Source organism: Microbulbifer variabilis ATCC 700307 (genome assembly GCF_000380565.1).
GTDB lineage: Bacteria > Pseudomonadota > Gammaproteobacteria > Pseudomonadales > Cellvibrionaceae > Microbulbifer > Microbulbifer variabilis.
In genome coordinates, this window is record NZ_AQYJ01000029.1 from 102,193 (window position 1) to 116,285 (window position 14,093).

Here is a 14,093-nt window from a genome sequence, read left to right on the forward strand (position 1 = left end):
GAATTAATGCTTCAGGGCGATCAGGAATCCATAGTTTACGGTTGTATCAAAGACAGCAATAGTCTTAGCGGCGGCAGTGAACGTCGCCGGGTTAACCGCAATGCGGTCCTGGCCTTACCTAGTGCCGATGAGTGGCCTTTTCTTTGTCGCGATATGTTTTCCATCCCTACCATCAAGGTAAAGCAGTCCCAGTACCAAACTGACGTAATTCATTTCGGTGCCTCATACCGGGCTGTGGAGTATGAGTGGGATATGTGGATTCAGAAGTTTGAAGAGCTGCTGAAGAGCATGTACTGGGTGTCGGCAACTGTACATTTGGAAACTGAGTTGTCGGGAGTCCACTCTTTTAGCTGGGAGGCAGCCGGCCTCTATCATGAGCCGGGTAGTGGCGATATGCAGGTGCGCTGCGAGTGGACACAGGAAGGGCGTGTCAGTGTCTAAGAATTTACAGCCGAGGCTCTCAGGCAATAATCCCGTCAGCTAATATTTTCTCTATCGCCAGCTATCCAGCTGGCACAGTCGCTGTTGCACTACTAGAGTCACAGATTTTGATGTACTGGTTCGATTCGGCAACTATATTCCCAGTGAATGCCTTTCAGTGAAACGATGGTCTGGTAAAGTGCCTCTGTCATTTGGCAAAAACAAAGCCAATGATTGGCAATAAAGCCGGATTATAAGAAATGGCGCCTGGGGCGCCTTATCAGGAAGGAATGATCATGATCAAAGCAAGCTCTCTACTCTTTGCCAGCGCCCTGATGCTGTCGCCGTTGTTACACGCGGCGGAGCATGAATCCAAAACCGATATGGCCAGCAAGGCGCCGGAGAATGCCAAACTCTATATTATTTCCCCCAAGGATGGCGAGAAGGTTCCTCGGACATTTACTGTGAAGTTTGGTTTGTCTGGTATGGGGGTGGCTCCGGCTGGAGTGGATAGTGAAAATACCGGGCACCACCACCTGCTGATCGACGTGGATGAAATGCCGGATATGAGTAAGCCGCTACCTGCGAGTGAGAACATTATCCACTTCGGCGGTGGCCAGACAGAGACCCAGGTCACTTTGCCGCCAGGTAAACATACTTTGCAGCTGGTACTGGGTAATTACATGCATGTACCCCATGAAAAGCCGGTGATGTCCAAGAAGATCACTATCGAAGTAGAGTGATCCACGGCATAAAACGATAGTCACCGGTGTGCCTTGGTACACCTTGAGGAAGAGCAATGAGCGACAAATTCCGCACTGAAAAGGACAGCCTCGGTGAAATCCAGGTGCCGCAGGCAGCGCTCTACGGGGCCCAAACACAGCGTGCGGTGGAAAATTTCCCAGTCAGTGGCAAGGGTCTACCGACAGAGTTTATTCAGGCTGTAGTGCTGATTAAGAAGTCGGCGGCCGAGGCAAATCGAGACTTGGGGCTGCTGGATAAAGCGCGAGCAGCGGCGATCATCGCTGCCTGCGACAGTCTTGGCGATCCGGAGTTTGCCGCTCACTTCCCAGTGGATATTTACCAGACTGGCTCGGGCACCAGCTCGAATATGAACGTTAACGAGGTGTTGGCACACCTGGCCGGTAAGGGTAATGGGCTCGCTATCAGTCCTAATGATCACGTCAATATGAGCCAGAGCAGTAATGACGTAATCCCCACGGCAATTCATGTCTCTGCGCTGCTTGCGGTGCGCGATAAATTGTTGCCCGCCTTGCGCCACTTACATACCCGCTTGTGTGATAAGGCGGAGGAAGTGCAAAGTGTGGTCAAAACCGGCCGTACTCACCTGATGGATGCGGTGCCTATGACCATGGCACAGGAAGTGGGAGCCTGGGCAGCGCAGGTAGAGGACTGCCGCGAGCGGATCCGTGGGACCATGCCGCGCCTGGCGCAGCTGGCCCAGGGGGGGACTGCAATCGGCACAGGGCTAAATGCCCACCCGGATTTTTCCGAGCTGTTTGCACAAAAGCTCAGCGCTCACACCTCACAACAGTTTCGCCCCGCAGACAACCTGTTTGCCGCTATCTCAAGTCAGGATACGTCAGTAGAGCTGTCTGGACAGCTCAAGGTACTGGCGGTGGCGATGATGAAGATCGCCAACGATCTACGCTGGATGAATAGTGGTCCCCTGGCCGGAGTAACTGAGATAGCACTTAAGGCCCTGCAACCGGGTAGCAGTATTATGCCGGGTAAGGTTAATCCGGTAATTGCCGAGTCGGCGGCCATGGTAGCTGCGCGGGTGATGGGTAATGACACCACGATTACCGTGGCCGGGCAGAGCGGTAACTTCCAGTTAAATGTTATGTTGCCACTAGTGGCCAGTACCTTGCTCGAAAGCATTCATCTGCTTGCCAATGCATCACTTCTGCTGGCGGACCGTGCTATCGCTGGCTTTACGATAAACCGGGCGCACATAGAGGAGACGTTGGGACGCAACCCTATATTGGTGACGGCGCTAAATCCTGTAATTGGTTATCTTGAGGCAGCGGAGATTGCCAAGGCCGCCTACAGCAGCGGCAGGCCAGTATTGGATGTAGCTTTGGAAATGACTGATCTTGACCGCAAGACCCTTGAAGATCTTTTGGATCCTGCGCACCTGGCGAAGGGCGGTTTGGTCGGTGAGTAACTGGGTTTCAGGCAAATATGGCGATGCCCAGCATGATTAGGGTGATAATCGCTGTCATGCACATCATCCAGCGAAATAGGCGCAACAGGGTGGCCTGATCCTCGGGTTCCAGCATTCTTCTGGGCATCCTCGCCTCCTGCGGCGTTGACAGATACCTGCCAATCCCTCACGATTCGACGCCGCGTCGGTACCTGAGACCGACAATACAATGGTAGCGCCACAGAAAGTGGTAATCTCACCGGTTTTACAATCAATTTATTCAGATCACCATGGCCAATAAAAGTCGCCGCTCCTTTATTACCAGCGTACTTGCCTGTGTCGCATTTGTCGTGGCAGCGATTTATAGCTGGGACCTGCCTGTCAGAGACGTTGTGTACTACTTCCTACTTCTTCTGGTAGTGCTGTTTGTCATTATTGTAGTTGCGATGGGGTTTGGGGCTTTGTTGAACTGGCTGCGCAGGCGAAAGTAGATAGATGGCGTCAGAAGAGGATATCCGCATACCGATTGCCTACCTGGAGCGTTTGCTGGAGGAGGCGATTCGCCATGGTTGCGATCGCAAAGAGTTACTCAACTCAGTCGGCATTGATGAAGCCGAGCTTGAGGGCGTTGCCGCTTTCTCCGCGATCAGGTACGGCCGGCTGTACCAGAGGGTAATGTGGCTGGCCCAAAATGAGTGGTTTGGCATGCTCAGTGGCGGGCGTGTGCGCTCAGGCTCTTTCCGCTTACTGTGTCTGGCAGTGGTAAATTGCGCGACTTTGCGTCAAGCGATCACACTGTGTGCCGAGTTTATGGAGATCTGTAGGGGCTTTAAGGTGAAGCCCGTGCTTGAGGGAGACCCCTCCGGGCGTGTGAGGGTAGAGATTCATGGCATTTCTTCTTTGGAGGAAGGCGAGTTTGATCAGCTGTTAGCCTCCACCAGTCCCAGTGTGGTGCGCACAACTTTGGCGGTTTGGCACCGCTTCTATTGCTGGCTTGCCGGGCGCGAGGTGCCCTTAGCGCGTCTGCACTTTTCATTCCCGTGCCCGGAAGAATTCCGCAGCCTGGCCCAGAGCGAGGCTGATGAGTTACTGTTCGAGCAGCCATTTAATGCCCTCGAATACGATACGCGCTATCTCGAGTATCCTGTTGTGCAGAGCCCGCAGATGGTCGAGGATTTTATCCGTACCGCGCCCTACCACCTGGTGATCAGCGACGGCAGCGCGAACAGTATCAAAACAAAAGTGAAAACCATCCTGAATCGGGATGTGAGTGAATCCATGCCTGCAGCGGAGGCGGTGGCAGATCGCCTCAATATGTCTGTGACAACCCTGCGCCGTCGATTGCAGCAGGAGGGGACTTCCTATCAGAAACTGAAGGATGAGTGTCGCATGGAGGCTGCTTTTCACTATTTAAGCTGCCCAGACCTGTCTAATGGACAGATTGCCGAGATGCTTGGCTTCGACGAATCCAGTGCATTTTTTCGCGCGTTTAAGAAGTGGACAGGTATCACGCCAGGTGAGTATCGGCGGGGCGGTCGCGCCGCTGCCGGCCTGGATATTTGACCGGGTTGGTCACATTTTTTCGAATTCCCGCCTCGATTTGTCACCGCTTTGGACGGATTTAGCCATAGAGAGGGCTGCCGGCTTACTACTATGATGAACAAATCCTAGTAATTAGTCACAACTATGACCGGCCAGTTTTGCGCTTGGTCCTAAACATAAACAAATTGAGGGTATCAGGATGACCGATATCAAAGTGCCACTGCGTGATATGCGTTTCGTCATGCGCGAGATGCTGGACTCAGACAAGCATTACGAGTCACTTGGATTTGAGGAGGCGACTCCTGATGTCGTGGATGCCATCCTGGAAGAGGGTGCGAAGTTCTGTGAAAACGTACTGGCACCGCTGAATCAGGTTGGCGACCAGCAGGGTTGTACCTGGAAAGACGGTGAGGTCACCACCCCGGAAGGTTTTAAAGAAGCCTATCAACAGTTCGTAGAAGCTGGCTGGCCGGCATTGCCCCACGATCCCGAGTATGGCGGTCAGGGCCTGCCGCCCTCTCTGGGCACCATCATGAGCGAAATGGTGGGTATCGCTAACTGGTCTTGGGGCATGTACCCGGGCCTGTCCCACGGCGCCATGAATACCCTGGAAGAGCATGGTACCGATCAGCAGAAGGCCGTTTACCTGACCAAGCTGGTTGAGGGTAGCTGGACTGGCACCATGTGCCTGACCGAGCCTCACTGCGGTACTGATCTGGGTATCTTGCGTACCAAAGCTGAGCCCACCGGAGACGGCTCCTACGCAATTACCGGTACCAAAATCTTTATTTCTGCCGGTGAGCACGACATGACTGAAAACATCGTGCATATCGTACTGGCGCGCCTTCCGGATGCACCGGCTGGCACCAAGGGTATCTCCCTGTTTATCGTGCCCAAGTTTGTACCTAATGCTGATGGTTCTGTCGGTGAGCGCAACGGCGTTGTGTGTGGTTCCCTGGAACACAAAATGGGTATTCACGGTAATGCCACTGCAGTTTTGAACTTTGACGGTGCAAAAGGCTTTTTGATTGGCGAGCCCAACAAAGGCCTGAACTATATGTTCACCTTTATGAATACCGCGCGCCTGGGTACGGCTCTGCAGGGTCTTGCTCACTCAGAAATCGGCTTCCAGAAGTCCCTGGCTTACGCCAAGGACCGTCTGCAAATGCGCTCCCTGTCCGGCGCCAAGAACCCTGAAGGCCCGGCTGATCCGATCATCGTACACCCCGATGTTCGCCGTATGCTGTTGACCCAAAAGGCTATCGCTGAAGGCAGCCGCATGCTGGTTGCCAACTGTGCGCTGCTGGTAGACATTACCCACAAGGGTGACGAGGCTGCTAAGAAAGAAGCTGAAGACCAGCTGGCTTTCCTGACGCCGATTGCCAAAGCATTTATCACTGAAGCCGGCCTTGAGTCTGCCAACCTGGGCCTGCAGTGCTTTGGTGGCCACGGTTACATTGCCGAGTGGGGTATGGAGCAAAATGTACGTGATGCACGTATCTCTACTATCTATGAGGGCACTACCGGTGTTCAGGCTCTCGACCTGCTGGGCCGCAAGGTGCTGATGACTCAGGGCGAACTGCTGCGCGGTTTCACCAAGAAGGTACACAAGTTCTGCCAGGCGGAAATTGATAATGAAGCGCTTGCACCTTTCGTGACCAAGCTGCAGGAGCTGAACAAGCAGTGGGGCGATTTGACCCTGCATGTTGGTGGTAAAGCAATGGAAAACCCGGATGAAGTTGGTGCGGCTTCTGTCGACTACCTGATGTTCTCCGGTTATACCGTACTCGGTTACTTGTGGGCCCGTGCCGCCAAACTGGCCAATGAGAAACTTGCAGAAGGTACCGCTGAAGCAGATTTCTACCAGGCCAAGCTGAAGACTGCGCGTTTCTACTTCGAGCGTATTCTGCCACGTACCGCCAGCCACGCAGCGACCATGCTTAGTGGTGCGGCCAACCTAATGGATCTGGACGCTGAGCATTTTGCGTTCTAATTCCACTCCCAGTAAAAAAACCGTCGGTTCTTACCGGCGGTTTTTTTTACCGGCGCCGTAGTGGTTAATAACGGAGAGATTCCGATGCAATTGCCGGACTCAGTGCAGCAGCGCCTTCGGCGTCTAGCTTGTTTGCACCCACTTGCTCGGGTACAGTTTCGGCTGCCGGACGCCTGTGATTTTTTTGTTTATATCACTGGTAGCGCCAATGACCTTGAAGTGGTATCCGAATTCGGACAAGCAGAACAGCCGGCACTAATATTAGAAATGGCTAACCAAACGCTCAAAGCAATATTGGATGGTCATTTAAACGCGCGCCATGCCTTTCTCTTGGGGGACGTCCAGTACACGGGGGATAGAGAGTTGGCGGCGGCCTTGGCAGGTTTATTTCCTGCGCGGAGTAAAAAGGGAGATATGTTTGGAGAGGCATGAAAGCACCTCTTTTTCACTATCTCGCAAGATACTACAAACAATAAATAAATTCTCGCTGGCGCCTTTAGATGGCAGGTTTCGTCTATAAGGACGGAAGATGAGAGCAAGCGACAACAACAATCAGGAATGGGAGAAGAGAGTTGGACATTGAACGCAGCATACTCGATGTTTTTAAGGGCGCTTGCGCCAAATTTGGTGACCGACCGGCTTTTACCTGCCTGGGACGAACTCTGACGATTGGCGATATTGACACTCTGAGCGCGAAGTTTGCGTCCTATCTGCAAAATCATACAAATTTAAAGCCGGGTGATCGCATCGCCGTCCAGCTGCCCAATGTACTGCAGTATCCTGTAGTGGTTTTTGGTGCCCTGCGTGCGGGCCTCGTGGTGGTTAATACTAACCCGTTGTATACCCAGCGTGAGTTAAAGCACCAGCTAAATGATTCCGGAGCCAAGGCGTTAATCGTCCTGGCCAATATTGCCGATACTGCTTCTGCAGTAGTTGCGGAAACCGGCGTGGAAGAAGTAATTGTTACTGAGATTGCGGACCTGCACAGTCCGCTCAAGCGCACGTTGATAAATAGCGTTGCCAAGTACATTAAGAAAATGGTGCCGGAGTTTTCCTTCGCCAACCAGGTGTCCTTCCGTGAGGTTATGACTCTCGGTGCCCAGCAACCGCAGCAGGATGCTGAGCGCACACCGGATGATATTGCCGTGTTGCAATACACAGGCGGTACTACTGGCGTGGCTAAGGGCGCTATGCTCACCAACCGCAACCTGGTTGCGAATATGGAGCAGGTGCGCGAAGCGTTTGGCAGTGGCATGAAAGAGGGTGAGGAATACTATATCGCGCCTTTGCCCCTTTACCATATTTACGCTTTTACCATTCACTGCATGTGTCTCTTCTCGACTGGCAATCACTCGCTGCTGATTCCGAACCCGCGCGATATTCCCGGTTTTGTAAAAATGCTAAAAGGTCAGCGTTTCACTGGTTTTGTCGGCCTCAATACCCTGTTTAATGGTTTGATGCGTAACAAGGAGTTTGCTGAGCTGGACTTCAGTAAACTGCATTCCACAGCTTCCGGCGGTATGGCTCTGACCCGAGATACGGCCAAGCGTTGGGAAGAGATGACCGGCTGTGTGGTAATGGAAGGCTATGGTATGACCGAGACTTCCCCTGTTGTGTCCTTCAACCCTACCGATGGTGTTCAGTTAGGTACTGTTGGTATCCCGGTGCCGGGTACCGAAGTCAAAGTGGTTGATGAAAATGGTAATGACCTGCCGAATAATTCTCCCGGTGAGCTTTGCGTGCGCGGTCCTCAGGTAATGAAAGGTTACTGGCAGCGTCCGGAGGCAACTGCGGATACTATCGATAGTGAGGGCTGGTTGAATACCGGGGATATGGCGGTTATACAGGATGATGGTTACATCAAAATTGTAGATCGCAAAAAGGACATGATTATTGTGTCCGGCTTTAATGTGTACCCCAACGAAATTGAAGATGTAGTGAGTGCCCACCCGAAAGTCACTGAAGCTGCAGCGATTGGTGTGCCCGATGAAAAGAGCGGTGAGCAGGTAAAACTGTTTGTGGTGAAAGCCGACTCGTCTCTGACTGAAGATGAAGTTATTGCTTTCTGTCGTGAAAATATGACTGCCTACAAGGTGCCCAAGCAAGTGGAATTCCGCGAAGACTTGCCCAAAACGAATGTGGGTAAAATCCTGCGCCGTGAACTGCGCGATGAGGAATTGAAAAAGCTGGAAGCCGTTAGCGCATAGTGCTTAGCCGGGTGAAGTCCCGGTTAGCTATTTTCTTTAAGCCTCACTGGAAACGGTGGGGCTTTTTTATTTTTAACTGTGCCGGGTTAGTAGATGGTTTTGCAGGAGGAGACCAAGACTGCGAGAGAGGGTTGTGTAAGTAAAAGGGGAGAGAAGGTCGCGGCAGCCCTGGGGTGCCGCCGCGAATAAAGGGAGGTTACCAGTTATTTGCGTGACTCTGCACTTGCATCGCGAATCGCGCGGAACTCGTTACCCTCATACCAGTTGGGCCAGTCTCGGCTGTTGGCCAGTTCTAAGCCGAGTTTCAGACCCAGCTGCAGATCCATAGCAGAACCTTTTAGGTTCCAGGAGGGGTCGTACTCGTCGCCAGGCTTGTGATAGTGCTGGCTAACGTACTCATTGCCTTTCGCCTGGGCCCATTCGCGGCCATGCTCAAAGTTGTCTGTTCCGGAATCGAAATACAGCATGGGCACGCCTTTCTTCGCCAGGCTGAAGTGATCTGAGCGATAGAAGTAGCCGCGCTCTGGGTGCTCTTCCGGAGCCAGGTAGCGACCTTGGCCTTTGGCAGAAACTTCCAGCAGCTGTTCAAGCTCGCTGCTACCGTAACCAATCACGGTGATGTCACGGGCTGGGCCCAGAACATTCATTGCATCAAAATTGATACCGGCAACCGTTTTCTCCAGGGGGGCTACAGGCTTTTCAGCGTAGTATTTGGAGCCGAGCAGGCCGGACTCTTCAGCAGTTACAGCTACGAACAGTAGTGAGCGTTCCGGGCGATCCAGTTTTACGGCTTCGGCTGCCATAGCGAGCAGGCCGGCAGTACCTGTTGCATTATCCACGGCACCGTTAAAGATCCGGTCCTCACCTTCCGCGTTCTTGTTGACACCCAGGTGATCCCAGTGTGCGGTGTAAACAACCACTTCGTCCGGGTGCTTTGTGCCGGGTAGTTTGGCCACTACGTTGCGGGAGTTGGATTTCTGCAGGCGGTTTTTCAACTGAACACTGGCAGTTACCCCAAGGGCCTTGGGTTTGAAGCCCTGGGCTTTGGCTGCATCCATTTCCTTTTGTAAATCCAGACCAGCGGCGCTGAATAGCTCGTTAGCGGCTTGGTTAGTCATCCAGGCTTCTACAGCGACACGGTCAGCATTCTTGTTTTCAGCTTCGAGGCTGACTTGCGCACCGGACCAGGAGCCGCTAACCACTTCCCATGGGTAACCCGCAGCCCCGGTCTCGTGGATGATGATTGCACCGTCAGCACCCTGGCGGGCCGCTTCCTCGAATTTGTAGCTCCAGCGACCGTAGTAGGTCATAGCATTGCCATTGAACAGAGCTTTGTCCTTGGTCGCGTAACCAGGATCGTTGACCAGAATGACTGCTGTCTTGCCCTTCATATCCAGGCCGGCGTAATCGTTCCAGTTGTTTTCAGGAGCGACAATGCCGTAGCCGACAAATACCAGCTCGCTGTTATCCAGGGCGGTGGCTGCAGTTTGCCTTTGGGTGAAGGTCACCATGTCTTCAATAGGTTGCAGCTGCTGCTCGAAACCATTTCCTGAGAATTTAAGGGGAGAGGCTTCTATCTCCATCTCCACGATGGGCACCTGCTGGAACCAGCTTGGCTTGCCGGCGGCATCTACGGCGCCGGGTACCAGGCCCAGGGCCTTGAACTGTTCTGCCAGGTAAGTAACGGTCAGCTCCTCACCCTTGGTGGCAGGAGCGCGCCCTTCGAACTCGTCGGAAGCTAGGATTGCAATATGCTTGTGCAGATCAGCAGCTATGGCATCAACTTGCGCCTGCTCAGCTTTGCTGAGGGACAGCTTGGATTCAGCGGCCTGATGCTCAGCATGGGCTGCACTGTGATCTGCTTCCGGTTTGGTGGCTTCGGGGTTGCCTTTACCACAGGCGGTAAGTGCACTGCCAACGGCTATGGTTAAGCCAAGGCGGCGCCAGAGGGTAGGGATTCGCATAATTATGTCCTGAGAGTCTTGCTCAGGCATAGATTATGCCCCATTTCAACTAAACTAACGACAGCTCTGAGTGGGCGGTATAAATGGGGTCCGCATAAAAAGAGCCCGCTGCATAGGCAAGCGGGCCCAGAATAGGGATATGAACTCAGTTTTTTTACCAAATATTTATTTACCTAAGGCTCACTCGCTGCGGAGCCATTGTCCCTCATTGGCTTGGTCCTGGTAGTTGACCCAAACTTTGTCGTAACCAGTAGCTTCTTTAGCTGCTTTTAAAGCCTGGTTGTCCTGGCTGTTAGTGGGAACCTCAAATACATACTCGCTACCAAGTGACTGGCAAATATTGGCTCCGTGGGACCAGGGGCCGATGGAGGCGCTGACCAGCCAGCTGCCATTATTCATATTCTTACAGGCAAAGCTGTACTGGTTGCTGCAATTGGCATCATTCCAGCGACCATTACCCCACTGCATCGCGCAATCTTCATTATTAAGATTGTTGGGTTCGCTTTGGTCCCATGACCAGATGGCAGCTGCGATGCGTCCATCGGTAGTATTCATATTGTCTAGATTGATGATGTTGCGGCCAAGGGCAAAGCCTTCGCGAACATCATTGGCAGTAATTCTCTTGATACCGCCGTTAAAAATTTCCCCAATGGTGCCAATGGTGGTGCTGTCTTCCCATACTCGACCAATTTCACCGAGACCAGTGAATGCCATATTTTGCATATCACTGTTTCCAGAGCAGCCGCCATCTTTCCACAAAATTACCTGTTTGCCCTCTGCCAGTACTTGATTTTTAGTTAGGGTGTTTGGAATGCTTTTGCAGCCGCCACTGTAATAAATTCTATCGCCGAAACGGCTGTTAATCTGATTGTAAAGATCCTGATGGCGACCGTCGGAGTGATCTTCGATGTACAGAATAATGACTTCATCCTGATTTGCGCTGTCTTCGAGCCAGGCTCTTACCTCATTGAAGCCTTCGGTCGCATACTTGTCATTGAGGCTGCATAGTCCATGACAGAGCAGCAGGCGTTTGGGGTAGGAGAAAAGGCTCTCCATCTTCGCTGTCCAATGAACATCGAGTTCTATAAAGCGGGCACCCATCCGCAGTTGATCCTTGATGGAATATTCCTGCTGGGGGTCAAGGTAGCGGCAACCAACAGAGAAGTTACAAGCCCGGTACACTTCCGAATTGTAGGTATTGTGCGTACCGAGAATATTGTTCTCGCTCATAGGCGTGTGGTTGTCAATTTTCCGTTGTAGATCCAGAGCTTTACCAGCCCAGCTATTTTGAAAATCAGTAACGGTATCTGCCCAAAGGGGGGAGCAAACAAACAGCGAGATAATAGCTGTTGCCTGGATTAGCTGCATGATATTGCGTTTCATTATTATTCTCCGGGGGAGTTGGGGGTTGAGTAGCAGTTTCATTTACTTCGTATTTTGAATAAATGAACAGCCTTGTTGATTTTTATTGGTTTATTTTTTTGAGAGTGTGAAGTAGAGATTTATTTATTATTTTTGGGGTTTTTACTATGGATAAATTTCCCTGTCTAGAAAAAGTGAAATGCACTATTGGCTTTTGGGATGTTGGTTTGGTTGCCGGGCGGTTGCGTGAATAGAAAGTTCCAATATTGAGTTGATAATGTTTTGTGGTGACTGGTTATTCTATTTTTGGTTTTTTTGGGTTAACTCAAATTTCTCTTGTTGATTGGTCAGTATTTGTATTGACTAAGCGTTCACTTGTTAGTGTATGAGAAGGGATTGTCTGGGGACTTTTATTGCTATTTGTGAAGGCTCCCGTGTCGTGATATGCCCTTTATGCTTATTGGTAGAAAGTCCACTGTGTGGGGAAAGTGGGATGAGTCTTATCTCAATAAATACCCCCTACAATTATTATTGGCTTAGAAGATGCTTGATTCTTTGGTGGTTGTTATCGCCAGTCAGGTATTTGGGAATAACGAAGTGGAGCATTGAGCGGTGCAGCGACTCAACAAATGGACTATTTTACTGGGTTCCTTTCCCGCTACTTTTATCTTGGGCCTGGACTACACCATAGTCAGTATTGCCCTCCCTACTATTCAGCAAAGCCTCGGCGCTACATTTGTCCAGACCCAATGGATAATCAATATCTTTATGTTAATGCTCTGTATCCTGATGGCGAGCATGGGGCGTCTCGGGGATATTGTTGGTTCGTTAAAAATGCTAAATGTTGGATGGATACTGCTAGCAGTTGCTTCTCTATTGGCTGGGTTGGCAAATGATCCACTGTGGTTGATTGTCTGGCGTGGTTTACAAGGTGTTGCTATCGCCATCATTGTGCCAAATAACATAGCGTTACTGTCCCATAGCTTTGTGGAGAAAGAAGCGGGTTTTGCGATGGGCTGGTGGATGTCAATTTTGGCGATAGGTTTTGCACTTGGGCCTGTATTGGGCGGAATAATGTGCCATCTTTTTTCTTGGCGCTCTATTTTCTTTATTAATATTCCCTTTGTCTTGGTCAGTGTTGTTGTAGGGCTCTTTATGATGAAGAGTCCACAGTGCCTGGATGCAGAAAAGAGCTATATAGATTGGCGCGGTATGATTTTGCTCGCGCTAAGTGTTGGATCGTTGGTATTGCTGGTGGTGGAGGGGCCTCAAATCGGGTGGATGAGTTGGCCTGCTCTGGTTCTATTGGGGGTTTCTATTATTGGTTTTTGGCTTCTGTATAGGGTTGAGAACAAATTAGAGCAACCGCTAATTCATTTTTCCTACTTTAAAAACGCTCTATTTTCTGCCTGTGTGCTGACTAATTTTAGTTTGTTGGTGTTTTTGATTTCTGCATTTTTCCTGTTGCCGTTTTACTTGCACGTTGTTCGCCAGGACACAACAGTGATGTCCGGATTGATACTGCTACCAATTACTTTGGTGATGGCATTAGTCTCCCCGCTTGCAGGGCGAATGGCTACAAACTCACGTCCCGCTGCCCCGATACTAATCGGTGTAATATGTATTTTGATTGCGGCCATAGTAATGACGCAATTTTCTACCCAAACAAACTTTACTACTTTATTGTTGGCTTTTGTTCCTTTTGGTATTGCCTGGGGCTTTGTCTTTAGTGCTACCGCGCCTATCGCAATAGGTGCCCTGCCTGCGAATAGTGCCGGTATTGCCACAGGTATGCTGTGGGGTATTCAGAATATTGGTGCTGCACTTGGTCTGGCTGTTACTGGTACTGTTTTCCGGTTGTTGGAAAAGCACAACTTGTTACAGTTGATAAAGGAAGATGGGATTGCTATGTCACATAGCTTTGAAAAGTATATTCAAGCTCTATTAATGAATCCTGAGCGAGTTGACCACAGTGCCGCAGGAGTTTCCAGTCAGCTTCATAGCCAAGTTGTTACAATGTTTGACCAGTCTTTCGCGAGTGCTTTTCAATCTGTAATGTGGGGGTTGGTGGCATTTACCTTTTTACTTTTGTTGATGGTTATATTTCTACTGAAAAAATCGCTGTAAGTTTTCAATATTTTTTCTGTTTTCGATTTGGGATGATTTAAAAATTTTATGTTGCAGTCAGTCAACGAAAAGGGTTGATAAATCTTCTCATTGGAGATTACTGTACAAAAGTTTGTGCATCGTAGTGAATGCTATTGAAGTTAATTGTAAATGTGTTTTGATATTTGTTCTAAGTGAATAATCGTAGAGGTTGCCTTCACTATTACGCCAACATGAGTAAGCTGGATCCAGTACGTAAAGCCTACCTGGAGCGGGTAGATTTGTTTGTATTCATTGAATAATTAATATAATAAGAAATGTCTTTTATTAAG

11 protein-coding genes are annotated in these 14,093 nt (G+C 50.5%); 9 read left to right on the top strand and 2 right to left on the bottom strand.

What is annotated here, in order from left to right; translation table 11 throughout:
- Window positions 1–6 precede the first annotated feature (6 nt).
- The 8 genes from G367_RS0119210 to G367_RS0119250 all read left to right on the top strand — a co-directional run bounded on the left by G367_RS0119210 (window position 7) and on the right by G367_RS0119250 (window position 8,329).
- The gene (locus tag G367_RS0119210; protein WP_020414783.1) at window positions 7–441 is read left to right on the top strand and encodes a hypothetical protein; all 435 of its coding nucleotides are present in this window, start codon (window positions 7–9) and stop codon (window positions 439–441) included.
- Window positions 442–716: 275 nt separating this feature from the next.
- Window positions 717–1,163 (top strand): DUF4399 domain-containing protein, encoded by a 447-nt coding sequence (locus G367_RS0119215; protein ID WP_020414784.1) that lies wholly within the window; start codon window positions 717–719, stop codon window positions 1,161–1,163.
- 56 nt (window positions 1,164–1,219) lie between these two features.
- A complete protein-coding gene (locus G367_RS0119220; protein ID WP_020414785.1) occupies window positions 1,220–2,608 on the top strand; it encodes a class II fumarate hydratase in 1,389 nt (462 codons plus the stop codon).
- Window positions 2,609–2,877: 269 nt separating this feature from the next.
- Window positions 2,878–3,078 (top strand): hypothetical protein, encoded by a 201-nt coding sequence (locus G367_RS0119230; RefSeq protein WP_020414787.1) that lies wholly within the window; start codon window positions 2,878–2,880, stop codon window positions 3,076–3,078.
- A gap of 4 nt (window positions 3,079–3,082) precedes the next feature.
- Window positions 3,083–4,150 (top strand): AraC family transcriptional regulator, encoded by a 1,068-nt coding sequence (locus G367_RS0119235; RefSeq protein ID WP_020414788.1) that lies wholly within the window; start codon window positions 3,083–3,085, stop codon window positions 4,148–4,150.
- 178 nt (window positions 4,151–4,328) lie between these two features.
- Window positions 4,329–6,122, top strand: coding sequence for an acyl-CoA dehydrogenase C-terminal domain-containing protein (locus G367_RS0119240; RefSeq protein ID WP_020414789.1), 1,794 nt, complete (start codon window positions 4,329–4,331; stop codon window positions 6,120–6,122).
- A gap of 84 nt (window positions 6,123–6,206) precedes the next feature.
- Entirely contained in the window at window positions 6,207–6,554 is a 348-nt protein-coding gene (locus tag G367_RS0119245; protein ID WP_020414790.1) for an SCP2 sterol-binding domain-containing protein, read from the top strand.
- A 140-nt stretch (window positions 6,555–6,694) separates the two neighbouring features.
- Window positions 6,695–8,329 carry an AMP-binding protein gene (locus G367_RS0119250; RefSeq protein WP_020414791.1) on the top strand — a complete coding sequence of 545 codons (1,635 nt, stop codon included), beginning with the start codon at window positions 6,695–6,697 and terminating at the stop codon, window positions 8,327–8,329.
- Between the two features lie 203 nt (window positions 8,330–8,532).
- Here the strand turns inward: G367_RS0119250 and G367_RS0119255 are convergent, their stop codons facing one another.
- Entirely contained in the window at window positions 8,533–10,293 is a 1,761-nt protein-coding gene (locus G367_RS0119255) for a M28 family metallopeptidase (RefSeq protein ID WP_040629288.1), read from the bottom strand.
- 180 nt (window positions 10,294–10,473) lie between these two features.
- Window positions 10,474–11,676 (bottom strand): phosphatidylinositol-specific phospholipase C domain-containing protein, encoded by a 1,203-nt coding sequence (locus G367_RS0119260; protein ID WP_020414793.1) that lies wholly within the window; start codon window positions 11,674–11,676, stop codon window positions 10,474–10,476.
- 591 nt (window positions 11,677–12,267) lie between these two features.
- Here G367_RS0119260 and G367_RS0119265 point away from each other — a divergent pair.
- Window positions 12,268–13,782 carry an MFS transporter gene (locus tag G367_RS0119265; RefSeq protein ID WP_020414794.1) on the top strand — a complete coding sequence of 505 codons (1,515 nt, stop codon included), beginning with the start codon at window positions 12,268–12,270 and terminating at the stop codon, window positions 13,780–13,782.
- The last annotated feature ends 311 nt before the right edge of the window (window positions 13,783–14,093 follow it).